The organism is Pseudomonas sp. 7SR1 (genome assembly GCF_900156465.1).
Taxonomy (GTDB): domain Bacteria; phylum Pseudomonadota; class Gammaproteobacteria; order Pseudomonadales; family Pseudomonadaceae; genus Aquipseudomonas.
Genome location: NZ_LT707064.1, coordinates 1369684 through 1395187 on the forward strand (window position 1 = coordinate 1369684; position 25504 = coordinate 1395187).

Annotated in this window: 21 protein-coding genes and 1 tRNA gene; 6 read left to right on the top strand and 16 right to left on the bottom strand. The window is 62.5% G+C overall.

Annotated features, from left to right (window positions below; genetic code table 11):
- The first annotated feature begins 5 nt into the window (after positions 1-5).
- A complete protein-coding gene (locus BW992_RS06170) occupies positions 6-2507 on the top strand; it encodes a TonB-dependent siderophore receptor (RefSeq protein ID WP_076405777.1) in 2502 nt (833 codons plus the stop codon).
- A gap of 193 nt (positions 2508-2700) precedes the next feature.
- On the opposite strand, the gene BW992_RS06175 is transcribed toward BW992_RS06170, so the two are convergent.
- The gene (locus BW992_RS06175) at positions 2701-3774 is read right to left on the bottom strand and encodes a fatty acid desaturase (RefSeq protein WP_076405779.1); all 1074 of its coding nucleotides are present in this window, start codon (positions 3772-3774) and stop codon (positions 2701-2703) included.
- A gap of 100 nt (positions 3775-3874) precedes the next feature.
- Here BW992_RS06175 and BW992_RS06180 point away from each other — a divergent pair, with 100 nt between their 5' ends.
- Complete coding sequence (locus BW992_RS06180; RefSeq protein ID WP_072432203.1) at positions 3875-4879, top strand: AraC family transcriptional regulator; 1005 nt, start codon at positions 3875-3877, stop codon at positions 4877-4879.
- A 31-nt stretch (positions 4880-4910) separates the two neighbouring features.
- On the opposite strand, the gene BW992_RS06185 is transcribed toward BW992_RS06180, so the two are convergent.
- Entirely contained in the window at positions 4911-5597 is a 687-nt protein-coding gene (locus BW992_RS06185; protein ID WP_072398979.1) for a Crp/Fnr family transcriptional regulator, read from the bottom strand.
- 88 nt (positions 5598-5685) lie between these two features.
- Between BW992_RS06185 and BW992_RS06190 the strand changes: the two genes are divergently transcribed.
- A complete protein-coding gene (locus BW992_RS06190) occupies positions 5686-6210 on the top strand; it encodes an Mpo1 family 2-hydroxy fatty acid dioxygenase (RefSeq protein ID WP_072432201.1) in 525 nt (174 codons plus the stop codon).
- A 143-nt stretch (positions 6211-6353) separates the two neighbouring features.
- On the opposite strand, the gene BW992_RS06195 is transcribed toward BW992_RS06190, so the two are convergent.
- The 9 genes from BW992_RS06195 to dibA form a co-directional block, all read right to left on the bottom strand.
- On the bottom strand, positions 6354-8573 hold the full coding sequence (locus BW992_RS06195) for a GMC family oxidoreductase (RefSeq protein WP_076405781.1): 2220 nt from the start codon (positions 8571-8573) through the stop codon (positions 6354-6356).
- Complete coding sequence (locus tag BW992_RS06200; protein WP_076405783.1) at positions 8570-9094, bottom strand: sorbitol dehydrogenase; 525 nt, start codon at positions 9092-9094, stop codon at positions 8570-8572. The genes BW992_RS06195 and BW992_RS06200 overlap by 4 nt, the downstream gene beginning before the upstream one ends.
- Positions 9091-10455, bottom strand: coding sequence for a cytochrome C (locus BW992_RS06205; protein ID WP_072398975.1), 1365 nt, complete (start codon positions 10453-10455; stop codon positions 9091-9093). The genes BW992_RS06200 and BW992_RS06205 overlap by 4 nt, the downstream gene beginning before the upstream one ends.
- Positions 10456-10738: 283 nt before the next feature.
- Positions 10739-11728 (bottom strand): sulfate/molybdate ABC transporter ATP-binding protein, encoded by a 990-nt coding sequence (locus tag BW992_RS06210; RefSeq protein ID WP_072398974.1) that lies wholly within the window; start codon positions 11726-11728, stop codon positions 10739-10741.
- A 3-nt stretch (positions 11729-11731) separates the two neighbouring features.
- The gene (cysW, locus tag BW992_RS06215) at positions 11732-12601 is read right to left on the bottom strand and encodes a sulfate ABC transporter permease subunit CysW (RefSeq protein WP_072432197.1); all 870 of its coding nucleotides are present in this window, start codon (positions 12599-12601) and stop codon (positions 11732-11734) included.
- A gap of 13 nt (positions 12602-12614) precedes the next feature.
- Entirely contained in the window at positions 12615-13433 is an 819-nt protein-coding gene (gene cysT / locus BW992_RS06220) for a sulfate ABC transporter permease subunit CysT (RefSeq protein ID WP_072398972.1), read from the bottom strand.
- Positions 13434-13577: 144 nt separating this feature from the next.
- Positions 13578-14591, bottom strand: coding sequence for a sulfate ABC transporter substrate-binding protein (locus BW992_RS06225; protein WP_076405785.1), 1014 nt, complete (start codon positions 14589-14591; stop codon positions 13578-13580).
- A 126-nt stretch (positions 14592-14717) separates the two neighbouring features.
- Complete coding sequence (oscA, locus tag BW992_RS06230) at positions 14718-14900, bottom strand: sulfur starvation response protein OscA (RefSeq protein WP_003186967.1); 183 nt, start codon at positions 14898-14900, stop codon at positions 14718-14720.
- Between the two features lie 207 nt (positions 14901-15107).
- Positions 15108-17015 (bottom strand): phosphodiesterase DibA, encoded by a 1908-nt coding sequence (gene dibA, locus BW992_RS06235; RefSeq protein ID WP_072398970.1) that lies wholly within the window; start codon positions 17013-17015, stop codon positions 15108-15110.
- Between the two features lie 145 nt (positions 17016-17160).
- Between dibA and desA the strand changes: the two genes are divergently transcribed.
- Both desA and BW992_RS06245 read left to right on the top strand, forming a co-directional pair.
- Positions 17161-18345 carry a delta-9 fatty acid desaturase DesA gene (desA, locus tag BW992_RS06240; RefSeq protein ID WP_072432196.1) on the top strand — a complete coding sequence of 395 codons (1185 nt, stop codon included), beginning with the start codon at positions 17161-17163 and terminating at the stop codon, positions 18343-18345.
- Positions 18346-18543: 198 nt separating this feature from the next.
- The gene (locus BW992_RS06245; protein ID WP_072398968.1) at positions 18544-19533 is read left to right on the top strand and encodes a GGDEF domain-containing protein; all 990 of its coding nucleotides are present in this window, start codon (positions 18544-18546) and stop codon (positions 19531-19533) included.
- A 33-nt stretch (positions 19534-19566) separates the two neighbouring features.
- On the opposite strand, the gene BW992_RS06250 is transcribed toward BW992_RS06245, so the two are convergent.
- From BW992_RS06250 to gabD, 3 genes are all read right to left on the bottom strand, one after another.
- Positions 19567-20784 (bottom strand): HDOD domain-containing protein, encoded by a 1218-nt coding sequence (locus BW992_RS06250; RefSeq protein ID WP_072432195.1) that lies wholly within the window; start codon positions 20782-20784, stop codon positions 19567-19569.
- A gap of 141 nt (positions 20785-20925) precedes the next feature.
- Complete coding sequence (gene gabT, locus BW992_RS06255) at positions 20926-22203, bottom strand: 4-aminobutyrate--2-oxoglutarate transaminase (protein WP_072398966.1); 1278 nt, start codon at positions 22201-22203, stop codon at positions 20926-20928.
- Between the two features lie 169 nt (positions 22204-22372).
- A complete protein-coding gene (gene gabD / locus BW992_RS06260) occupies positions 22373-23815 on the bottom strand; it encodes an NADP-dependent succinate-semialdehyde dehydrogenase (protein ID WP_072398965.1) in 1443 nt (480 codons plus the stop codon).
- Positions 23816-24165: 350 nt separating this feature from the next.
- Here gabD and BW992_RS06265 point away from each other — a divergent pair.
- Positions 24166-24242, top strand: a tRNA-Arg gene (locus BW992_RS06265).
- A 59-nt stretch (positions 24243-24301) separates the two neighbouring features.
- Here BW992_RS06265 and BW992_RS06270 read toward each other — a convergent pair.
- Entirely contained in the window at positions 24302-24883 is a 582-nt protein-coding gene (locus tag BW992_RS06270) for a hypothetical protein (protein WP_072432194.1), read from the bottom strand.
- Complete coding sequence (locus BW992_RS06275) at positions 24880-25452, bottom strand: RNA polymerase sigma factor (RefSeq protein ID WP_072398963.1); 573 nt, start codon at positions 25450-25452, stop codon at positions 24880-24882. The genes BW992_RS06270 and BW992_RS06275 overlap by 4 nt, the downstream gene beginning before the upstream one ends.
- Positions 25453-25504 lie beyond the last annotated feature (52 nt).

A 25504-nucleotide genomic window follows, 5' to 3' on the forward strand; every position in this document is an offset into this window, starting at 1 on the left:
TGTAAATGACTGAGCGCGTACACTTCAAGACCCCCTTTGGCGGCTCCTCGGACACCGGCCTGCTGCGCCAGGCCATCCGCGCCGCGCTACTGACCACGGCGCTGAGTGCCGGCGTCGCGCCGATGCTGGCGGTCGCCGCCGACAGCGTCAGCACCAGCCGCCAGAGCTACAACATTCCCGCCGGCCCCCTCAGCGATGTGTTGAACCAGTTCGCGCGCCAGGCGGGCATCACCCTGGCCAGTACCCCGGAGCAGACCCGTGGCGTGCAGTCCCCTGGCCTGCAAGGCGAATATTCGGCAGACCAGGCCCTGAGCCATCTGCTCAGCGGTTCAGGACTGGTTGCCGTCAGCCAGGACGGCAGCAGTTATGTCCTGCAGACCGAGGCCGAGGTCAGCACCCTGGCGCTGCCCACCACCGATATCAAGGGCTTTGCCCTGGGTAATGCCCTGGGCAGCATGGAGGGCTACAACGCCACCCACAGCCAGGTCGCCACCAAGACCAGTACCGCCCTGCGGGAAACCTCCCAAAGCGTATCGGTGGTCACCCGCGAGCAGATGGACGACCAGGGTGCACAGACCGTGTCACAGGCCATGCGTTATACCCCAGGCGTATTGACCAACCCCTACGGCGCCACCCACCGCTACGACTACGTGGCGATGCGCGGCTTCAACGATGGCTCGGTGGACAACATCTACCTCGACGGCCTCAAGTCCATGGGCGACAGCGGCACCTACAGTTCGATCCAGATCGATCCGTATTTCCTGGAGCGGGTCGATATCCTCAAGGGACCGTCCTCGGTGCTCTACGGTCGCAGTTCTCCTGGCGGACTGGTGGCGCTCACCAGCAAGAAGCCCTTGTACGAGGCCTATCACCAGATCCAGGCGTCGGTCGGCACCCAGGGCCAGCGCGGCATGGGCTTCGACTTCACCGGCCCGGTGGACGACGACAAGCGCATCGCCTATCGCCTGATCGGCCTGGCGGACACGTCCGACACCCAGTTCGACCATAACAAGGAAAAGCGCTTCGCCCTCGCGCCCACCGTGAGCATCGACTTCACCGAAGACACCTCGCTGACCCTCCAGGCCTACCTGCAACATGACCCCGACGGCGGCTACCATGGCGGCATGCCGGCCGACGGTACCCTGCACCAGCGCAACGGCCGACGGATTTCCGAGAATTTCTTCGAGGGCGAACCGGGGGTCGATCGCTATGAGCGTGACCAGCAATCGTTCGGCTACCAGTTCGAGCACCGTTTCAATGATGTCTTCACCGCCCGGCAGAACTTCCGCTACCTGGATTCGGAGGTCAAGAACGACCAGGTCTATGCCTACGGCTGGACGACGCCCACCAGCAACGAGCTCAATCGCTATTACACCGGCGCCGAAGAAAAGCTCCACGCCTTCATCGTCGATAACATGCTGCAAGCCGAATTCTTCACCGGCGCGACCAAACACACCGTGCTGATGGGCGCCGACTACCAGCGGCGCAAGACTGTGGTGGACTGGACCAGCGGCAGCCTGGCGCCGATCAACGCCTTCGATCCGGTCTACGGCAACTCGACCATCACCTACTCCAGCCCCACCAGCTATCTGCGGCGCCTGGAGCAGACTGGCGTCTACCTGCAAGATCTGGTGGAAATGGACAAATGGCGCTTCTCTCTCGGCCTGCGCCAGGACTGGGTCGAGACCTCGGATGAAAACCGCATCGCCGAATCCGGTCGCCCGCAAGGCACCGAAATCAACGACAAGCGCACCAAGCTCACCGGTCGCGCCGGCGCCTTGTACTTGTTCGACAACGGCCTGGCGCCGTACATCAGCTATTCCGAGTCGTTCAACCCCAACTCCTACGCCGACAGCGCCGGCAATCCACTGCCACCCACCGATGGCAAGCAATGGGAACTGGGCTTGAAGTACCAGCCACCGGGCACGGATGACTTGTACACGGCGTCGCTGTTCCGCATCGACCAGGAAAACCTGGCGACCAAGCTGCCCCAGGAGAACTTCTACCGCGCCGTGGGTGCCGTGCGCTCCCAGGGCCTGGAACTGGAAGCGCACCTGCAGTTGACCGAGCAGCTCAAGCTGCTGGGCAGCTACACCTTCACCGATATCGAATACTCGAAATCAATGGTCAGCACCCTGAGTACCCCCACCGACATCATCGAAAACAAAGGCAACTCACCGACCCAGGCCCCGCGCCACATGGCATCGGTGTGGGCCGACTACAGATTCGACAGCGGCGCCCTCGATGGCCTGCGACTGGGCGGTGGCGTGCGATATGTCGGCTACAGCTGGGCCGATGCGGAGAACACCATGAAAGTGCCCTCCTACACGCTGTTCGATGCTTCGGTGGGGTATGACCTGGGCAAGGTCGGCTTGAAGGGCATGGACGTTCGCCTGAACGCCAACAACCTGACCAACGAAACCTACGTGGCCTCCTGCGCCAGCTTGAGTTACTGCTACATGGGCGAAGAACGCAACGTGGCGGCTACGGTGAGTTATCAGTTCTGACTCATTCTTCAGGTCACCCACGCCCCCCCCTGTGGCGGGGGGATTTATCCCCGCTGGGCTGCGCAGCAGCCCTTTGACTGCCGCCTCGTGGTGTCAGGCCTGATTGCACTCAACCTTTTTGGGGCCGCTGCGCGGCCCAGCGGGGGTAAAGTCCCTCGCCACGGGTTGTTTTCCATCCCTGAAATTGTGCACCTCAAACCCGAACGGCCTTGCCTTCCTCCCGCACCACACCCTCCTGGCGCACGAACCGATTCGCCCGCCCGAACGTGCCAACGTCATTGAACCGCACGCCCATCTCCCGCATCACCTGGTGAGCCACCGGCACCGTCAGTTGGCGAATGTAGAACGGCTCCTTCACCACGAAATGATGGATCCCGTGACTACTGCCGAAGTTGAAGCAGAAAGCTTGCAACGGCCACAACCACCAGGGATTGAGCACCTGGGTCTGCTGGATGACATTGCCTGGCTCGATGTCGCCGTAGTAGTGCATGTTCGAGCTGATGAAGTGCAGGCAAAAGGTACGCAATACATTCGGGCCGATGATCACCACCGCGGCGATGTCGATCACGTGCATGACCGACAACGTGGTCGCCGACCAATCGATCGACGTACCCATCAGGCTCGCGACGCCGTTGGCCCCATGAAAACCGAGGAACACATACCAGGCGCCCCAGTGCAGCAACGCCAGCGGGAAGTACACCTTCAGCGTGCGCTTGAGAATGCTGCGCCTGTGGGCCCAGGTCCTGGCCCGAAGCAGGCGGATGAACGCCGACATGACGTTGTCCCCCACCATCAGCAGCCTCGCCAGCCCCCAGGGCTCGCCGTTGGTGATGGCCCGCTCTTCCAGGTCGGCTTCGCTGCCGGATACCTTGTGGTGATTGAGGTGCAGGTGGCGGCGGATCCACGGGTTGATGGTGCTCGGCCGCGCCAGCCAGACCAGCCCCATCATCAGGTTATGGGGCAGGCGTTGCTTGCGAAAATACATGCTGTGGATCAGGTCATGCTCCAGCTCATGGGTCAGGGAGGCGAAAAAGGCGTTGAGCAGCAAGCACGCCCAGCCGGCCAGATGCCCGTTGATATAGAGCAGCGCCGATCCGATCATCCCCGCCAGGGCGAACGTCAGGATGCCAGCTCCCATCGCATCCTGATGCCGCAGGATCGGATAACGCTGGCGTAACTCATCGCCCCGGGCCAGCACGACCTGGCGGATATGGGCGGCGCGTTGTTGTGCATTCAATCGGTCGGGACTTGCGCAAGTGCCGTGCATGGCTTACATCCTCTGATAACGATGTGCTCATCCTGACGGGCGTTGTTCCACAGGGTAGTAGCCGTAGACGCCAACCTGTTGACCGCAAGCGCCAATTGTCATGACTGAACCGACCACCCTTGCCAGCTGGACCCGGGCCCTGCGCAAACAGCTCGATGCGCTGGGGCTGGACAGCCACGCCCTGTGCCTGGAGGCCGGCCTCGACCCACAATTGATGGACGACCCGAACGCCCGCTACCCGCTCTCGGGCACCAGTCGCCTGTGGACCCTGGCCGTACAGGCCAGCGGCGATCCGGCCATCGGCCTGCGGGTATCGCGCTTCGTCAGTCCCACCACGTTCCACGCACTGGGTTACGCCCTGGTGGCCAGCGGCAGCCTGCGGGAAGTGTTCGAGCGGATCGTGCGCTACCACCCGGTGGTCAGCGACGCGCTGACGCTGCAATTGCGTCGCTGTGAAGACCGCTACCGCTTCAGCCTCGACACGCCCCAGGACCACCCGGCCCCGGCCTTCGAAGCCCTCGATGCATTCGCCGCGATCTATGTGCGCACCTGTCGCAACCGGCTGGGTCGCGACTATGCGCCGTTGGCAGTCTACCTGCGGCGGCCGGAGCCGGCGGACCCCGAGCCCTGGCATAAAGTGTTCCGCTCGCCGGTGCATTTCGCCGCCGCGCAGGATTGCCTGGAGTTCAGCCTCGCCGACTTCGACAGGCACCTGGACGACGCCAACCCGGAATTGGCCGAACACAACGAAACGGTACTCAAGCGCACCCTCGCCCAGCTCCAGCCACTGACCTGGGAACGCAAGGTGCGGGCCGCTATCGAGGCCCAGTTACCCGAAGGCGAACCCAGCGCCGAACGCATCGCCCAGACCATGCACCTGAGCCTGCGCAGCCTGCAACGACACCTGGCCGACGAAGGCTGTCGCTTCGATGCCTTGCTCAACGAATGCCGGGAGAACCTGGCGCTGCTGCACCTGCGCGATCCCCAGTGCTCGCTGAGCGAAGTCGGCTACCTGCTGGGCTTTGCCGATGCCAGCAGCTTCAGCCGCGCCTTCAAGCGCTGGACCGGCATGACCCCGGGGCAGTTTCGCGAGGGGCTGCGCTGAACCGGATGCGTGCGCCTCGAACTGCCGTCGTTCAGGTCCTGGTCAGGGCCCGCAAACCCTCGATGTCGAGAATCTCGATCTCGCCATAGCCCAGGTGAAGAATGCCCTGGCTCTGCAGGTCCTTGAGGATCTGGTTGGTGGTCTGGCGCGACAGCGATACCATCAGTGCCAGCTGCTCCTGGGGCAGTTGCAGGACCTGGCGCACCGCGTCGGTCTCGCCGTAGCCTTCGGCGATCAGCAGCAGGCGATGAGCCAGGCGAGCCGGGGCGGGCATCAGGCTCAGGTGCTCCAGGTTGATGAACGTGAGGCGCAGCTTGTGGCTCATCAACAGCGCAAGATGCCGCCAGTAGACCGGTTGCGCCTGCAGCAACGCCAACAGTGCCGCCTGGGGCAGGTGCAGCAGGGTGCACGGGCCGACACACACGGCGTCATGGGTCCGCGGCTGGCCGTCGAACAGGCAGATTTCCCCGAACCAGTGGGGCGCCTCGATCACACTCAGCAGTGCCTCCTTACCCTGCTCGTTCACCGCGCCTACCCGTACCGCGCCTTCCAGCACGGCATACAGGCCGCACGGCGGATCGCCGCGCTTGAACAGCCGATGGCCTGGCAGCAGGCGGCGCTCGCGGGCCATGTCCAGCAGGCTACTCTGTAACTCAACGGGCAAGTGGCTGTACCAGTGGCCGGCCATCAGCGGTAAGTGCCAGGGATGCGAATTCATGGAAACTCCGGGACAAGTGTCGGCTAACTGACAGAGCGTCGTGCAAGACCTGATGCATCATGCGGGCATCACCACAGGAGGAACAACAATGAAAAGCCTCGTCGATCATCTCAGTCAATACGCCACCTATCACCGCGATCCTCGCAATATCGCCACTCACTTCGTTGGCATTCCGCTGATCTTCGTCGCCGTCGCCGTGCTGCTGTCGCGGCCGGGCTGGTCGTTGGGTGCGCTCATGCTGTCGCCGGCCCTCCTGGTAGCGGCAGCCAGCGCCTGGTTCTATCTGCGGCTGGAGTTGCGCCTGGGTGCGCTGATGACCGTACTGCTGGGCCTGGCCGTATGGCTGGGCCAGATCCTGGCCATGCAAAGCACTCCTGTGTGGCTGGTCAGCGGCCTGGGCATGTTTGTGCTGGGCTGGGTGATCCAGTTCGTCGGCCACTATTACGAAGGCCGCAAGCCGGCATTCGTCGACGATCTCTCCGGCCTGATCGTGGGGCCGTTGTTCGTGGTGGTGGAAGCAGGTTTCCTGCTGGGGCTTCGCGGTGACCTGAAGCGGGCCATCGAAGAGCGCGCCGGGCCCGTGGCGATGCGCAACCAGCGCTCGGCGGCGTGAAAAGAACACGCCATATCCAACTGCCCCTCTGTGGAAGCGCGCTTGCTCGCGATTGCGCTCGGCCAGGCACATCCGTGCCGACTGACCCACCGCTATCGCGAGCAAGCTCGCTCCCACAGGAGTTAGGCCTTACCACTCAAGCGTTACAGCGCACCGAACTCGACCCGGATGGTCAGGGCGCCGGTGTTATCGCTCAAGCCAGCTCCGTGCTGCCCGGTCAAATCATCATTGATGCACAGTTGCAGTTCCCCTTGCTGGTTTCCTGGAACCTGCGCCAGATCCCCTACCAGGAACGGCGCTCCGCCGTCGCCCACACGACCGATCAGGGCGCCTTCGGCAGCACCGGGCAAGGCATAGCTGCTGTAGTCGATGTGCCTCGAACCACCCTTCCCATCGACATTGCCGCCTTGCGGGCTGGCACACCATAAGCCGCTGACGTAGCGAACCAGGCGCGGCACCAACCCGTTGACCTGCACACCGGTGCCCTGCCAGGCAACGTTGGATTGGACCTGCATCGTCACCGCCTTCAGGTCGTTGGCCACGGTGTCTGCGGCCAGGAACGACAACGCTGCGATGGTCAGGCTCGGATTCGAGGTCCCGCTACTGGGGAAAACACCATCGCCCACCAGGAACAGGTTCTTGTGATCCCAACTGCGCTGGTCCTTGTCGACCACCGATGTGGCCGGGTCACTGCCCATGCGATAGGTACCCATCAGGTGCCCGGCACCTTGGAAGCTCATAGGTTCGTTTCCGTAAGTGAACGTCCCTGGCGTAAGCGGTTTGGTCAGCTCCACGGCGCCGAGCAGGTCTTTGATAATGTGAGTGGCCAGCCGTTTTGCTTCCAGGAACCCCTTCTGGGTGTACTTGGACAATTCATAGTGGATTTCCGGCCGGGGGATACCGAGCAGGTCCTTGTAGTCGGCCGACGGCACGATGTAGCACTTGGCGTTATCCGGATCGTCTTCCACCTGCTCCACCAGGAACGCGATGCGGAACTGCCGGACGAAGATGTCGTTGAGTTTTTGCACCAGCGCTGTTCCATAAAGCGCCTCGGTAGCGGCTTTGGAGTCTTGGTCCGACTTCACCGGGTTGACGCCGTTGTTGTTCGTACCGTCGATAAAATCGGCCACCGTGTCGTAGGGATCGTTTGCCGGCCAGTTCCAGCCCTCGTTGCCGATCTCGATACGCCACGCCGCGCGTTCGCTGCGAAAGGCACCGTCACGCAAGCTCTCGATACCCGCGGTGGACAGGGGACCACGGTAGGGAAAAATCGCCTTGCCTTCAGGCATCAGCCCCCAAGCCAGGTAGATCGGGTGGTCGGCCAGGTTACGCCCCACCTGACCGCTGCTGTTGGCCACGCCCTTGGGCCAGGCGGGCGTGGCGGAGTTGAGCAATAGCTTGGGGGTTTCGATGGCATGGGCGGCGATGACATAACGTTGAGCAATGGCCTCGCCAAAGCCGGTCATCGGTCCATCACCCAATTGATACTGCTTGAATTCCACACCGAAGATGGTGCCGTCCAACCCTACGTTCAACTTGGTGGCAACCGTCCTGTACAGCACCTTGACCTTGCCGGTGGCCAGGGCCTTGTTCATCGTCACGGTGGCGTCGTACTTGGCCTGGATCGGGCAGATCGGTGTGCAGTTGGTATTGCCGGCACACACCCGGCGCCCCGCGTAGGGTTGGGAGTTGCGTCCGGCCGGCGTCGGGCTGACCACCAGCGGCAAGCCATCGAAGGTCTGCCCCGTCACCGCCGCGACAAAACTGCCGTCGACCAAGGACAACGGAATGCTGTGCATGGGAAATTCATAGCCCTCGGGAAACGTCATGCCCAGGTAGGCCTGGTCGGCGACGTTGGCCGAGACGCCGATTTCCGCTTCGGCCCGGCAATAGGCGCTCTGCAGGTCATCGTAGCCGATAGGCCAGTCCACCCCGACGTTGTATAGGGACCGCAGGCGAAAATCGTTCGGCACCATGCGCAGGCAGGTCCCGACCCAGTGCCAGGTGGTCCCGCCGCCGACTCGCTCATAAGTGCTGGTGAAAGGCATCGGGCCCTTTTGCACCAGGTAACTGACCTCTGGTTTGTCCCATCCCAGGATCAGGTCGGCGATGGTCGCACGCGGGGCGTTCTGGCCGGCCGGGTTGCGGGGCGGGTCCAGGGTGGTGACCGGTGGATAGGGCGATTCCGGGGTTTTCAGCGTGGTGGTGTAGAACCGCTCCAGGTATTGCGTCCGATTGGCAGGAATCTCCGGTCCCGACTCGAGCACCAGCACTTCCACGCCGGCCATGGCCAGTTGATAGGCAACGATACTGCCCGCCAACCCGGCGCCTACGATCACTACTTCGGCTTGTTCAATAGTCATGACCGGTCTCCTTGTTGTGCTTTGGAAGACGTGCTGGCGGGTACGCCGGTCAGGTCCTCCAGGCTCGACGGCTGTTCATTCCAGTAGCCGAAGAACGATTCGCTGTAACCCATGGGGTGGGCCTGGGCCACTTTCCACGCCCAGCTGTAGATGTAGGCCTGGTCGGATACCACCGCCGAGTCACCCTTTTTGTAGTTACCGGCGTCATAGGGTTGGTACCACACACCCAGAAACCACAGTTTCATGATGGCTCGCGCGGCTTGCGCGGCCTGGGTCGCCGCCGGCGCAGTCCCGGCCATCAGCACGCGCCGGGCGATCTCGTCCGGCGGCACCTTGTCGGCCGCCAGCGTGGCGTATTGCGCCAGCAGCGGGTCGAGTACCGCGTGGGTGATCCGTGGGGTGACGTAATCGAGAAAAAGCGGCGGCAAACCCACCGGATCGAGCTGTGGCGCCAGGCGTTCGACGGGAATACCGGTCAGGGCCGACGACAGGCCGACGAAATTGTCCAGGTCAACGCTCATTGCTTGGCTCCTTGTCCGGTGGTGGACTGTGCGCGTTCGAGCAAATAGGTGAAGTCCGCGAAGCTGGTACGCGGAGATTCGGTGACATGAGTAGCGGCGTTGCCATGGCAAGCCATGCAGCTGGAGGAAGCCTGGGGCGTGGTGCCCTGGATGTAGGTTTCCAACGTGGCATTGGCCAGGAACGACGGAGCAGGATTGCCCAGGGGGTTGGCGGCCGAGATCTGGCAGTCGGGCTGTGGTGTAGCGGTCGGCCACTGGGTGCTGATCAATTGATAATTGGCCCACACACTCTGCGGATTGACCGTGCGCAGCAGCGCCTGGTAGGTGGTGTTCAAGGCCTTGGTGGCGTCGGTCAACGGCACCTCGCGCACGATCTGCGAAGGTGTCGCCTTGACAGCCGGGTTCCAGGGCCGTGGCGGGGGCTGGTTGATCGTACTGTCGCTGGAGGCGTTGTAGAACAGGTACGGCCCTGTCCGCTGCGCCACTGGGGTGGATTGCTCCGGCACGTTGTTCACATGCTCGAATGTCGACCAGACCCACTGCGGTGCGCTGGCGGTCTTGTGGACGATGTGCAGGCCCACCAATCCGACCGACTGGGAGGCACACGACTGCTCGACAATCGGCCCGTGGCTCGGATCGCTGTTGCCCGGCGTGTAGACCAACGCATCGACCGTGTGGAAATCCTGCGGGCGGTCATTGGCACCCAGCACCTTCCACGAGGCCTTCACCATCACGGAACCGACCTGGCTCGTGTCGTTGGAGCCACAACTGAACGCCACCGCGTTTTTCGGGTTGCTGGCGAAGAACTTCTGCTGGCCTTCGATGCTGTACAGACCGTTGTCGACGATACCGTTGAACATCGATTGATTGACCACGATTTCGTTGCGCGTATAGACACCGTTCTGATCCACCAGCGGGCCGCTTTCGAAGGGCTGGATGAACTCATCCAGCACGTCGGGGACCTTGCCCATCTGTTGCAACAGGCGGCCCGGCTTGAGCTGCTTGCAGACTTCAGGAAGTGTCGCCGGAGCGTCCCAGGGCAAGGGCGCCTGCCCCTTGGCACGAAAGATCTGGTAGCTCTCCTTCCAGCTCTCCCAGACCGTGGCTCCATCCTGTTTCCCGATGGAAGTGCCGGTGTCGGGAGCGCCGTTATCCAGCGCAGGCCAGTTCAGGGCGATGAAGGTCTGCCACGACAGCGTGTCGAAATTGTCCTGCAGGCTGGCCAGCGAGATCGGTTGGGTGGCCGTGACATCGAAGGGTATCTGCGGTGATAGCGCGGGGGCGGCGCTGGCGGACGGGCACAGCAATACACTCAACAAGGCACAGCCCAGCGGGCCATGCCGACTGACTTCCATTCTCATGCTTTCTCTCCTTGGCATCAGGGTGCCAGGAGAAATCACCGGTCCGTCGTGGACTCTTACTTGCCTCCTGGCAGGTCAGAGTCTAGGTAGGGTTTGATGAGAGAATTGCGGCAGAAATAGAATCAATCGAAGCAAAGCCAGGCGGCATTATTCGGATCGCAGCGAACAGCGAGGACGCCATCGCAGGCGAGCCTCGCTCCCACACAAGGATTGAAGTGAATCCGGAATCTGCCCACGAGGCCGATCCATTGCGGGCTTGCTCCCCCAGGGATCAGCGCCGCCTTCACAGGTTGGCGACTTTCTGCCAGACCTTCGGCTTGAAGAACAGCGTCTCGCCCTTGGCCAGGCCCACCAGGCTGTCGTGATCCTTCACCACTTCGGCTTCGATCAGCTCGCTCTGGCCTTCCACTTTCAGAGTCACCCGGGTGGTCGCCCCCAGCGGACGGATATCCCGCACCTCGGCGGCATGGTGGTCTTCCAGTTCCGAGCGCGACAGCGAGACTTCATGGGGACGGAACAGCACATGCCGATCCTCACCCAGGTGCAGGCGGTTCGAGTCGCCGAGGAAGTGGTACACGAAATCGCTGGCCGGGTTCTCGTAGACGTCCCCCGGCGAGCCGATCTGCTCGATCACCCCCTTGTTCATCACCACGATCCGGTCAGCCACTTCCATGGCTTCTTCCTGGTCGTGGGTCACGAACACCGAGGTCAGGTTGATATCCTCGTGCAGCCGCGCCAGCCAGCGACGCAGCTCCTTGCGGACCTTGGCATCGAGGGCACCGAATGGTTCGTCCAGCAACAGCACCTTCGGTTCCACTGCCAGGGCGCGGGCCAGGGCGATACGCTGGCGCTGGCCGCCGGACAGCTGCTCGGGGTAGCGATCGGCGAGCCAGTCCAGTTGCACCATGTTCAACAGTTCGTGAACCTTGGTCGCGATCTGGCTTTCGTTCGGACGCTGGTTCTTGGGCTTCATCCGCAGGCCGAAGGCGACGTTGTCGAATACCGTCATGTGGCGGAACAAGGCGTAGTGCTGGAACACGAAACCGACATTGCGATCACGCACGTCATGGCCGGACACGTCCTCGCCGTGGAACACGATGTTGCCCTGGTCAGGGGTTTCGAGGCCGGCGATGATCCGCAGCAGCGTGGTCTTGCCACAACCCGACGGGCCCAGCAGCGCTACCAGCTCGCCGCTCTGGATGTCCAGGCTGATATTGTCCAGGGCCTTGAAGGCATTGAAATTCTTGCTGACGTTACGGACTTCGATGGACATGACTTATTCCTCCGCGGCGCTGGCGCGCAGGCGGTTGATTCGGTTTTCGCTCCACTGCTTGAGCAGCAGGATCAAGAGCGCCAGGATCAGCAACAGGCTCGCCACGGCGAACGCGGCCACATGGTTGTATTCGTTGTAGAGAATCTCGACGTGCAGCGGCAGGGTGTTGGTCACCCCGCGAATGTGCCCGGACACCACCGACACCGCGCCGAACTCGCCCATGGCCCGGGCGGTACACAGCACCACGCCGTAGATCAGGCCCCACTTGATGTTCGGGACGGTGACATGCCAGAACATCTGCCAGCCATTGGCCCCCAGCAGGCGCGCGGCTTCTTCTTCCTGGGTCCCTTGTTCCTGCATCAGCGGGATCAGCTCCCGGGCCACGAACGGAACGGTGACGAAAATTGTCGCCAGCACGATGCCCGGCAAGGCGAACACGATCTGGATGTCATGGTCCGACAGCCACGGCCCGAACAGGCCCTGGGCGCCGAACATCAGCACGTAGACCAGGCCCGCGATCACCGGCGATACCGAGAATGGCAGGTCGATCAGGGTCACCAGCATGCTCTTGCCGCGGAACGAGTATTTGCTCACGCACCAGGCGGCGCTGACGCCGAATACCAGGTTCAACGGTACCGAGATCAGCACCGCGATCACCGTAAGCTTGAGCGCCGACAGGGCGTCGGGTTCGAGGATCGCCGCGAAGAACGTCCCCAGGCCCGACTTCAGGCCCTGGGACACCACGATGAACAACGGCAACAGCAAAAACAGTGCAAAGATCAGCCAGCCGAGGCCGATCAGGATGCGCCGCGAAACCGCGCTGCCGCGACGGGCTGCGTTGGTGGAAGCGGCGGCAATGGACGATTGGGACATTTTTCGCGCCTCCTCAAGGGGTTTCGATGCGCCGCTGCAGCAAGTTGATCAGCAGCAACAGGACGAAGGAAACCACCAGCATCAGCACGCCGATGGAGGTGGCGCCGGTGTAGTCGTATTGATCGAGCTTGACCATGATCAGCAACGGCAGGATCTCGGTTTTCATCGGCATGTTGCCGGCGATGAAAATCACCGAGCCGTATTCGCCCACGCCACGGGCAAAGGCCAGGGCGAAGCCGGTCAGCCAGGCTGGCAGCAACGCCGGCATCAGGATGTGGCGGAACACCTGCCAGGGCTTGGCACCAAGACAGGCCGCCGCCTCTTCCACCTCACGGGGAATATCGGCCAGCACCGGCTGTACCGTACGCACCACGAACGGCAGCGTCACGAAGGTCAGCGCCAGGGTGATGCCCAGCGGGGTGTAGGCGATCTTGAAGCCCAGGTCGGTGGCGAACTGGCCGACCAGGCCGGTCGGCGCATACAAGGCGGTCAGGGCGATACCGGCCACGGCGGTGGGGAGGGCGAATGGCAGGTCGATCATCGCGTCGATGACCTTGCGGCCTGCAAAGGTGTAGCGCACCAACACCCAGGCCAGCAGCGTGCCGATCACGCCATTGATGATCGCGGCACACAGTGCCGTGCCGAAACTGAGTTTCAGCGCCGCCAGCACTCGTGGCGCCGAAATGATCGTCCAGAACTGATCCCAGGTGAGTTGGGCGGCATGCACGAACATGGCCGCCAGCGGTATGAGCACAATCAGACTGAGGTACACCAGGGTGTAGCCCAGCGTCAGCCCGAAGCCGGGTATGACGGGGGATATGCGACGCGACATAGAGGTCCTTGGTTTACTGTGGGAGCGAGCTTGCTCGCGATAGCGGTGCATCAGCCAACATCGATGCGTGAACCGACGCCATCGCGAGCTAGCTCGCCCCCACAGTTTGTGGCTTAACTGGCAGACACTAAGACAGACCGCAGCTTACTGCGCCTGATAGATCTGGTCGAACACGCCGCCATCGTTGAAGAACTTCGGCTGGGCGGTTTTCCAGCCACCGAAGTCCTTGTCGATGGTCACCAGCTCCAGTTTCGGGAACTGCCGGGCGTACTTGGCCGCCACTTCCTTGTCCCGGGGACGATAGAAGTTCTTCGCGGCAATTTCCTGTCCGGCCGGGCTATAGAGGTGCTTGAGGTACGCTTCGGCGATCTCCAGGTTGCCCTTTTTCTCGGCGTTCTTGTCCACCACCGCCACCGGTGGTTCGGCAAGGATCGACAGCGATGGGACGACGATGTCGAACTTGTCGGCGCCACCGTCCTCTTTCAATGCCAGGAAGGCTTCGTTTTCCCAGGCCAGCAGCACATCGCCCTGGCCGTTGTTCACAAACGTAATGGTCGAGCCGCGGGCACCGGTGTCGAGGATAGGTACGTGCTTGAACAATGCCTGCACGTATTCCTTGGCCTTGGCTTCGTCTCCGCCATTGGCCTTCAGGCCATAGGCCCAGGCTGCGAGGAAGTTCCAGCGAGCGCCGCCGGAGGTCTTGGGATTCGGGGTAATGACCGACACGTCGTTCTTGATCAGGTCGCCCCAGTCCTTGATGCCCTTGGGGTTGCCCTTGCGCACCAGGAATACGATGGTGGAGGTGTAGGGCGTGCTGGCCTCAGGCAGGCGCGTCTGCCAGTCCGCCGGCAGGGACTTGCCCAGCTTGGCGATTTCGTCGATATCCCCGGCCAGGGCCAGGGTCACCACGTCGGCCCGCAGCCCATCGATCACCGCCCGGCCCTGCTTGCCCGAACCACCATGGGATTGCTGGATCTTCACGGTGTCGTCCGGGTGCGCTTTCTTCCAGAAACTGGCGAATTCGGCGTTGTAATCCTGATACAGCTCGCGAGTCGGGTCGTAGGACACATTGAGCAGCTCGTAATCCTTGGCAACCGCGGAACCCGCGAAAACAGCGCTGGCCAGTGCGGCCAAGGCATAACGACGAATCGACGACATGGTGAAAGCTCCTGGGATTCTGGTTTTTATGGCTTTTTGAAATCGACTTGCCCGAAGAAAAGACCGCTGCCTGCGGCAGCTCTCTACGCCAAGCCCCCGGTAGAGGCAGCCGCAGGCGGCGATCCTTCAGCTCGGTTTATGACTGGGCTGCTGCAGACGGAATTTTTCCTTGCGCTCGATCTGGACCACCTGCGCGTTATGCACGGTGATTTCCACCGCGCCGAAACGCAGATCGCGCAATGCGCTCTGGATCTCCCGCAAAATGGTTGCTTCGTCCTGGCCGTCAACGCTACGTAGGGATGCGCTCATCATGCTGCTCCTTGAATGGATGCCGGGCAGTGGGCGGCACTGCGCGTGGCGTGGGAGCCATACTAGATAAGGCGGGATATTCTTAAAAATACTATTTAAGAATTTTTATATAACCAATTTTCAGGTAGCGTCAGAAGCGAGCCTGCTCATCAGGAGCCAGGCGCTTTTCCCCTGCCGATCCGCCATCGCGAGCAGCCTGCTGTAGCCTCAAGCGATGGCTGGAGCGTGCGCCCAATCCAGTTGCTGCATGGGCACGGGCCGGCCGAACCAGTAGCCCTGGCCCAATCCGCAGCCCTGCTCCAGCAGGAAAGCCGCCTGCTCGCGCTGCTCGATGCCTTCGGCATGCACCTGCATGCCCATGCTTCGGGCCAGGGCGATGATCACCCGGACGATAGCCGCGTCATCCTCATCCCACGGCAACCCGGCGACGAAGCCCTGGTCGATCTTGAGTTTCTGCACCGGCAAGCGCTTGAGCCGCAACAACGACGAATAGCCGGTGCCGAAATCGTCGATCGCCAGCCGCACGCCCAACTCCCGCAAGCGATGCATCTGCTCCAGCGCCACCTCAGGGTCATCCATCACCGCGCTTTCAGTCACTTCCAGCTCCAGAAACGCCGGATCCAGACCCGTGTCATGCAGCACACTGGCGACCTGTTCATACAGTTCGCGATGGGCAAACAATCGACTGGATACGTTTACCGCGACGAACGACAGCACCACGCCCTCCCGCTGCCACTGGCACATCTGCTGGCAGGCCTTGGCCATGACCCAGGCATCGATCTGGGCGATCAGGCCGGTGCGCTCGGCGATGGGAATGAACCCCGCCGGCGATATCAGCCCACGCACAGGATGCTCCCAGCGCACCAGCGCCTCGACACCGATCAGGCGACCGGAGGTCAAGTCATGCACCGGCTGGTAATGCACCCGCAATTCCTGCTGCTGGAGGGCGCGACGCAGTTCGGAAGCGATTTCCACACGTTGCTGGGCATGGGCGGTGAGTTCTTCGGTGTACAAGGCGTAGCCGTCGCGTCCGGCACTCTTGGCCTTGAACAGCGCCGAGTCGGCATTGCGCAGCAGTTGCCCGGCGTTCAGGGCATCGCCGGGAAACAGGCTGATGCCAATGCTGGCATTGATGAACAGGGCATGGCCGTCGAGCCGCAACGGCTCTCTCAAGCCATCGAGGATGCGCTGGGCAAGGACTGCCGCCTGGCCGGGCTGGGAACAGTTTTCCAGCAGCACGGCGAATTCGTCGCCGCCCAGGCGCGCCAGGGTGACGCCCGGCGCGAAAAGCCCGCGGAAGCGCTCGGCCACGCCTTTGAGCAACTCATCGCCGATGGTGTGCCCCAGGCTGTCGTTGATGTTCTTGAAATGATCCAGGTCCACCAGCAGCAGCGCACAACCACGCTTGTGCTGTTGCGCCGAGGCCAGGGCCTGTTCCGCACGGTCGGTGAACAGCACGCGGTTGGGCAGGCCGGTCAGCGGGTCGTAATGGGCCAGGTGGGCCAGCTCATGTTGAGAATCCTTGATCGCACTGATGTCGGAAAACACCGCGACGTATTGGCTGACTTGGCCGCTGTCGTCGGTGATGGCGCGGATCGTCTGCCATTGCGGGTAGATCTCACCGCTTTTGCGCCGGTTCCAGATCTCGCCGCTCCACTCACCGTTGTTTGCCAGGGACGCAAACATGTCCTGGTAGAAGTCCAGGCCGTGACGGCCTGACTTGAACAGGCTCGGACGCTGGCCCAGCACCTCGCCCCGGTCATAACCGGTGATCGCCATGAAGGCTCGGTTCACGTGCACGATCAGGCCGTCGCGGTCTGTCACCAGCACCCCTTCGCGGGTGCAATCGAAGACAGCGGCAGCCTGGCGCAGGCGCTCGCGATCGGCGCGCGGCACACCCTCTCCCACCGCCCGGGATCTGCGTACCCATACAAGGAACATCAGCCCGGCACTGATCAGGATCCAGGTATAGCCGTTGATCAGTTGCCAGCGAAGCCTGTCGGCGGATTGATCGAAGAAACTGCTCAATAAATAACCAACCAACTGCAGCCAGACGACTGACAGCACGAGATAGAGCAGTGTGCCCCGCAAGGCAATACGGTGATAAACAGTCATCGGTCGTCCATGTCCCTACCAAGAGGCCGGGATTATAGAGGAAGAAACATTCTGCCACTCTTATCTGAAAGGCCGACTGGTTTTATCTGCAGGGCCGGAGATAATGCAGCGGCTGTTTCTATCTTTATCGAGGGCCCTATAGCCTATGTGGTACGAAGGTTTTCTTGGCTTGTCGCCCTGGTCACTGGTGGCGGTCACCCTGCTGATGACCCATGTCACGATCATCAGCGTCACGGTCTACCTGCACCGTTATTCGGCTCATCGCTCCCTGGAGCTCAATGCCGGTCTCAAACATTTCTTCCGTTTCTGGCTGTGGCTGACCACAGGGCAGAACACCCGCGAGTGGACCGCCATCCACCGCAAGCACCACGCCAAGTGCGAAACCGTCGACGATCCCCACAGCCCGGTCGTCAAGGGGCTCTCCACCGTGCTGCGCAAAGGCGCCGAGTTGTACCGCGCCGAGGCGGAAAACCCGGAGACCCTGCGCATCTACGGCAAGAACTGCCCCGAGGACTGGATCGAGCGCAATCTCTACAGTCGCTTCCCGCTGCTGGGCGTGGCACTCATGGGCCTGATCGACCTGTTGCTGTTCGGCACCATCGGCATCACCATCTGGGCCATCCAGATGATGTGGATTCCGGTCTGGGCCGCCGGCGTGGTCAATGGCCTGGGCCATGCCGTGGGCTACCGCAATTTCGAGTGCCGCGACGCGGCCACCAACCTGGTACCGTGGGGCATCCTGATCGGCGGCGAAGAGTTGCACAACAACCACCACACCTACCCCAATTCCGCCAAGCTGTCGGTTCGCAAGTGGGAATTCGACCTGGGCTGGGCCTGGATTCGGGTATTCAGCTTCCTGGGCCTGGCCAAGGTCCAGCGGGTCGCGCCCATCGCCCACCGGATCAAGGGCAAGGGACACCTGGACATGGACACCGCCATGGCGATCCTCAACAACCGTTTCCAGATCATGGCCCAGTACCGCCGGCTGGTCATCGCGCCGCTGGTCAAGCAGGAGCTGGAAAAGGTCGATCACTCGGTACGCCACCAGTTCCACCGGGCCAAACGCCTGCTGTCGCGGGAAACCAGCCTGCTGGATGACCGCCACCATGTGCGCATCCAGAACATGCTGGAGCACAGCCAGGCGCTGAAGACAATCTACGAGAAACGGCTGGCCTTGCAGCAGATCTGGGTCAAGACAAGCAGCAATGGCCACGACATGCTCGCGGCCATCAAGGAGTGGGTCCACGAAGCCGAAGCCAGCGGCATCCAGTCCCTGCGGGACTTTGCCGACCAGCTCAAGACCTACTCGCTGCGTCCCGCCACGGCCTGACACTCATCTGTGGTGAGGGGATGAACCCCTCGCCACAGGTTCAGCAGTCATGACTTGGTTGACTGCCCCCGCCCTTCGTCGCCTGAAAAGGAACTTCGCCCGCAATCCCCTATCTCAAGAGCACTTCGCCATCCAGGCGGGCTTTGGAGCAAGCGCGTGCGAACCTACAACACTGCACGCTCTTTGAGATTTGTGCCGATGGTCGACAAGAACCTGCAGGATTCATCCCAACCTCATTGGCCGGAAGCGGCCCAGATGCTCATGGCGCTCATGCATGCCAAGGGCGAGGTGGCGCGCCTGAGCGAACGCGAACAACTGTTCAGCTCGTTGCTGGTCAGCGTCAATGCGGTGCTTTGGGCGTTCAACTGGGAAACCCGGCAGCTACTGTACGTCAGCCCCGCCTACGAGCGGATCTTCGGTCGCCCCGCCGGCCTGGTACTGGCTGATTTCAATGAGTGGCGCGATGCAATCTATCCCGACGACCTGGACTACGCCGAACGCAGCCTGGCCGAAGTCCTGGTGAAGGGGGCCGTGGAAGACCGCGAATACCGCATCATCGCCGCCGACGGCCAGATCCGCTGGCTGAGCGACAAATGCTTCATCAACCGCCAGGCCGACTCGGGACAACCGGTGATCGTGGTCGGCATCGCCGAAGACATCACCGAAAAGAAGCTGCTGGAAAGCGAGCTGCAACGGTTGGCCACCACCGATGTGCTGACCCAGAGCAGCAACCGTCGACACTTCTTCGAATGCGCCCACCGCGAATTCGAGCAGGCACGACTGCAGGGAACCCCCATGGCCTTCCTGTTGCTGGATATCGATGATTTCAAGGTGATCAACGACACGTACGGCCATCAGGAAGGGGATATCGTGTTGCAGAAAATCGCCGAATGCGGGCGGACCGTGCTCCGACGTGGCGACCTGTTCGGGCGCATTGGCGGCGAAGAATTCGCGGCGGTGTTTCCCGGCTGCCCTCCAGACATGGCGATGCAGGTGGCCGAGCGTCTGCAGAGGGAAATCCAGCGCCTGACCTTCCGCAATGGGGAGCAGGGCTTCGGGATTACCGTCAGCCAGGGCCTGACAGGCATCACCGACGAAGACCAGTCCCTCGACAACCTGTTCTCCCGCGCCGACGCCGCCATGTACGAGGCCAAGCGCCAGGGCAAGAATCGCATCATCGCCGCCTGAGTAACCTGCGTCCTGGAGAGTTGGCGGGTCAGCCTATTTTCGGCGCAAGCGCATCAACTCAGGCAACCCGATCTTCAGCAAACGCGCCGTACGGCCTCGAGCCAGTTCTTCGAGCCCCTCGTGCTCGGTCAGGCGGGCCATCTGCGCCGCCATGTTCATCACCAGCGCTTCACGCGAATACACCCCGCCCCCGAGACCATAGACCGCCGCGATCAGCTCCCGCAGTTCCAACGGCAGGCGCCAGCGGGTACGCAATGCCGAGCCGAAGCCGGCGCCATGCCGTTCCAGGGCGTTTCCCACTTCTTCCGGCTCATCCAGTTCGCCACCGGCCTGCTTCCACTCCTCCAGGCAACGCAGCACCGCCAGCTCGCCCAGGCGATGCAGCAGCCCGGCGCAATAACAGCGCTCCGGCTCCAGGTCCAGCAACCGGGCGATTGTCCGGGCATACTCGGCGGTGTGCAGCGACAACGCCCAATAACGTTCGGCGTACTCTGCCAGGCATGGGACGCTGAGTCGGGCACAGCGCTTGAGCGTCAGGCCGAGGATCAGGTTCATGCTCTGGCCGGTGCCGAGCTGGTGCAATGCCTGGGCGACAGTCTGCACCGGTCCGCCGCCCTGATGCTGGGCGGCGCTGTTGGCCGCCGCGATCAGCACGGCGGTGATCTGCGGATCGGTGCGCAGCTCCTCCTCCAGCAGCTTGAGGTCCAGTCCGCCGGGGTTGAGGCTGCGCTTGATCGCCACTTGCACATCGGCCAGCAGCGGCGCGCCTTCGGACAGATCGCGCCGACGTTCGAGAAACGCACCCAGGGTCTGCGCCGTGCCGGGAGCCGGCGCATCGCCAGGGGCTTCTTGCGCACCGCTTACCAACAAGCCTTGCAGACGCTGGGTCAGGTTTTCCCGGTTCAGAGGTTTGGTCAGATACGCCGTCGGCGCCAGCGGCAACACCTCACGCACGCTGGCGGTGTCGTTGCGCCGGCTCACCAGGATGAACGGCAATACCGGCGTGCGTTGCTGGTTGCGCAGCCCGCGCAGGATACTCAGGCCATCCACGCCCGGCAGTTCCCAGTCGGCGATCACCAGGTCGTATGGACTGTGCGCCAGTAGCTCAAGGGCCTTGCGCCCTTCGTCACAGGTGTCCACCTGCGCATCGCAGCGCACGTGCGAGAGCACCTCCTCCAGCAGCTCCCGGGACGCCGGGTCGGCCTCGGCGATCAGAACACGGGGTACAGCAGGTAAATCCACAGCAGTCATGCAGCATCGCTCCCTTGCCATACATGCACCTTAGACAATGGCAGCCATTCCAGACAGCTCAAAATCCCGGCATCGGCACCCAGGCATGAAAAAACCCGCTTCGCAGCGGGTTTTTTGTGGATCAACGCACAGCCCGGGGCATCAGAGTTCGGAGAAGCACTCTTCGATGATGGCCAGGCCCTTGTCCAGTTGCTCATCCGGCGACGTCAGTGGCACCAGCACGCGCAGGACGTTGCCGTAGGTACCGCAGGACAGCAGGATCAGCCCCTTGTCGCGAGCCTTGGCCACCACCTGCGCCACAGCCGCAGCGTTCGGCTTGTGGGAGTCGCCATCCTCGAACAGCTCCACGGCGATCATCGCACCCAGGGCACGGACTTCGCCGATCACCGGGTACTTCTTCTGGATGGCCTTCAGACCACTGACCAGACGTTCGCCCACGGCCTTGCAACGATCGAGCAAGTGTTCTTCTTCGAAGACTTCCATTACCGCCAGCGCGGCGGCGCAGGCAATCGGGCTACCGGCGTAGGTACCGCCCAGGCCACCCGGTGCGATGGCATCCATGTATTCGGCCTTGCCGCACACACCGGCCAGCGGGAAGCCGCCGGCGATGGATTTGGCGAACGTGGTCAGGTCGGCGGCAACGCCCATCTGTTCCATGGCGAAGAAGGTACCGGTACGGCCGGCGCCAGTCTGGACTTCGTCCGCGATCAACAGGATGCCATGCTGGTCGCACAAGGCGCGCAGACGCTTCATGAATTCCTTGGGCGCCACATAGAAGCCACCCTCGCCCTGTACCGGCTCGATGATGATCGCGGCGATGTCACGTGGCTCGGCGTCGTTCTTGAAGATGCGCTCGATGCTGGCGATGGAATCGTCGATGCTCACGCCGTGCAGCTCGTTCGGGTACAGCGCGCGGAAGATGCCGCCTGGCATCAGGCCCATGCCGGCCGAGTACGGTACGACCTTGCCGGTCAGGCCCAGGGTCATCATGGTGCGACCGTGGTAAGCACCGGTGAAGGCGATCACACCGGCACGGCCGGTGGCGGCACGGGCGATCTTCACGGCGTTTTCCACGGCTTCCGAACCGGTGGTCACCAGCAGGGTTTTCTTGGCGAAATCACCGGGCACCTTGGCGTTGATTTTTTCGCACAGTTCCACGTACGGCTCGTAGGCCAGGACCTGGAAGCAGGTGTGGGTCAGCTTGTTCAGCTGTTCGGTCACCGCGGCGATGATCTTCGGATGCACGTGGCCGGTGTTCAGCACGGCGATGCCACCGGCGAAGTCGATGAATTCACGGCCTTCGACGTCGGTTACCGTAGCGTTCTTCGCGGATTCGGCGAAGATCGGGTGGATCTGGCCGACACCACGGGGAACAGCAGCGGTGCGGCGGGCCATCAAGTCAGCGTTAGTCTTGCTCATTACAGTCCTCATTCGCAGCTCAGGGCGGCGCGGGTAAAGGAATACGCGGCGGGGAGGCCACGGCGACAGCATGCGATGATCGACTGTCGCGGGGTTCCGGCCGCAAGAAACAGAACGGGTGAAGCACGCAAAGGGACAGCGCTCTCGTGCCCTTTGCGCTTGAAGCGGATCAGATACCCAGGCAGAGGTACTTGATTTCCAGGTAGTCCTCGATGCCGTACTTGGAACCCTCACGGCCCAGGCCCGAAGCCTTGATGCCGCCGAACGGCGCGACTTCGTTGGAAATCAACCCGGTGTTGACGCCGACCATACCGTATTCCAGGGCCTCGGCCACGCGGAACACACGGCCCAGGTCGCGGGCATAGAAGTAGGAAGCCAGGCCGAACTCGGTGTCGTTGGACATCGCGATCACTTCGGCTTCGTCCTTGAAGCGGAACAGCGGCGCCAGCGGGCCGAAGGTTTCTTCCTTGGCCACGGCAGCGTCTTTCGGCACATTGGTCAGGATGGTCGGCTCGAAGAAGTTGCCTTGCATCGGCTTGCCACCGGCCAATACGGTCGCGCCTTTGCCGACGGCATCGGCAATGTGTTCCTGCACCTTGGCAACGGCTTTTTCATCGATCAGCGGACCGGTGGTGGTGCCATCGTCCAGGCCGTTGCCGATCTTGAGCTTGGCCACTGCCGCCTTGAGTTTTTCCGCGAAGGCGTCGTACACCGAATCCTGGATGTAGAGACGGTTGGCGCAGACGCAGGTCTGGCCGTTGTTGCGGTACTTGGAGATGATCGCGCCTTCGACGGCCTTATCCAGGTCTGCGTCGTCGAACACGATGAACGGCGCGTTGCCGCCCAGCTCCAGGGAAACTTTCTTGATGTCCTTGGCGCATTCGGCCATCAGTTGGCGACCGATCTCGGTGGAGCCGGTGAACGATAGCTTGCGCACGATGGGGTTGCTGGTCAGCTCGCCACCGATGTCGCCGGCGCTGCCGGTGACCACGCTCAGTACACCCTGTGGAATGCCGGCACGGTGCGCCAGCTCCACCAGGGCCAGGGCCGAGAACGGCGTCTGGGACGCCGGCTTGATGACCATGGTGCAACCCGCGGCCAGGGCAGGGCCGGCCTTGCGAGTGATCATCGCAGCCGGGAAGTTCCAAGGGGTGATGGCGGCGGTCACGCCGATCGGCTGCTTGATCACGATCAGGCGCTTGTCGGGCTGGTGCCCGGGAATCACGTCGCCGTAGATGCGCTTGGCTTCTTCGGCGAACCATTCGATGAAGGAAGCGGCATAGACGATTTCGCCCTTGGCTTCGGCCAACGGCTTGCCCTGCTCCAGGGTCATCAGACGACCGAGGTCGTCCTGATTTTCGATCAGCAGTTCATACCAGCGGCGCAGCTTGTTGGCGCGTTCCTTGGCGGTCAGGGCACGCCAGGCCGGCAGCGCCTTGTCGGCGGCTTCGATCGCGCGACGGGTTTCGGCAGCGCCCATCTTCGGCACCGTGCCCAGCACTTCGCCCGTAGCCGGGTTGGTGACTTTGATTGTCTGACCATTGTCCGCATCGACCCAAGCGCCATCGATAAAGGCTTGCTGGCGGAACAACTGGGTGTCTTTAAGCTGCATGTCGGCTTTCCTTAACAGCACCGCGCGCACGCGGAGCGAATTAGAGTTGTAGAAAGGCGCCTTATGGGCTGCCGTCAGGGAAATCATTCACCGGGCTGAAGCACAGAAATAACGCACAACAAGCATAGACGTGCGGTTCAGCACCCAGACAAGAGCGTTTGAAATCTCAAACGAATCCTAGGGCCGATAGGGGTGAAGGACAATAGGCTGTTCGAAAAAAAGAACGAAAAAGCCGAATTTGCCTGTTTTTTCTGATCAGCGTAGCCGATGCCCGCCCAAGGGCAGGAAAACACCGGCGAATCAGCAGCATGGACGCCCGGCATGCTTATGAGTATCATGGCGCCCGCGTTGCACCAGTAGCTCAGCTGGATAGAGTACTGCCCTCCGAAGGCAGGGGTCGTGGGTTCGAATCCCGCCTGGTGCGCCATATACAGCAAAGCCCCATGTCGCCAGACCTGGGGCTTTTTTGTGGGCGTCGAAAAAGCCTTAACGCCCCTGCAACGCCTCCAACCGCGCCGGCAGGTCTTCCTGGGGAAAGCGCGCGTGCAGCGCCAGCAGTTTCTCATCGGCAGCCCTGTTCTGCCCCGCCTGGCGCAAGCGCAGGATTTCCAACAGCTCGTTCTCCAGCGACAGCGGTGCGGCGGGTTTGCTCATCTTCGCCGCGGGCCGATCCGCGGGGACCTGGGCCATTTCCGCCTGGGGCGCCATGCGCGCCATTGGCGCGGGAGCGGGCGCAGGGGGTGGTGCCTCCGCGATAACCGCAGGGGCCTGTCGGTCGGCGGAAAAGTCCAGCGTTGCTGGCGCTTGCCGGGGCTCAGGCGCGCGCAGTACCAGGCCGATCATCAGCGCCACACCGGCCAGGCTGGCGAACGCGACCTGCCAGCGGGGCCGTTGGCAGGCCAGCAGCCAGCGCTGCCACAGGCTCGGCTTGGGTGCCGGCGCCTCGCGGCGGGCGGCGGCCAGGATGAATGCGTCCAGCGAGGCGGGCGGCTCGCCGCCGGCATGTTCGCGAAAATGCTCGATCATCAGGTCGTCCTGGGGATCCTGGGTGTGTCTGGAGTCGTTCATGCGGGTACCTCATCGGCCAGCAGCCGATGCAATTTCTGCTGGGCGTAACGCAGGCGGCTTTTCACCGTTTCCAGCGGGGCGCCGGTCAGGGTAGCGATCTGTGGCAGTTCCAGTTCGCCGTGCAGGCGCAACAGGAAGACTTCCCGCTGATCCTCGGGCAGGGCCTGCAAGGCAGCGTCCAGGCGAGCCTGGTCGCGACTCAGGCTCAACTGCCGTTCGGGACCGTCGGCGTCGTCGGGTTGCCTGTGAAGCTGTTCGTCGTAGCTGTCGTGCAGCGGGTTATGAACGCCGTGTTTGCGCCAGTGGTCGATCAAGCGATTGCGCGCAATCTGGAACAACCAGGTACGAAAACTCGCCTGTCCTTGTGGCTGGGTGGAACTGCGGATCAGGCTGAGCCAGGTGTCCTGGAAGACCTCTTCGGCCAGCTCGGCCTTGTTGCTCAATGACAGTAGGAAACGATAAAGCCCCTGCCGATGGCGGGCGTACAAAGCTTCAAAACATGCCCCGTCGCCGTTGCGGTAACGGGCCAGCAGCGATTCGTCGCTGGGAGAATCCATCGTAGCGGGCATGTGGGTGGCGAACTCCTTTCGGTGTGGACGCAGTCTTGCAGACAACAAGGGC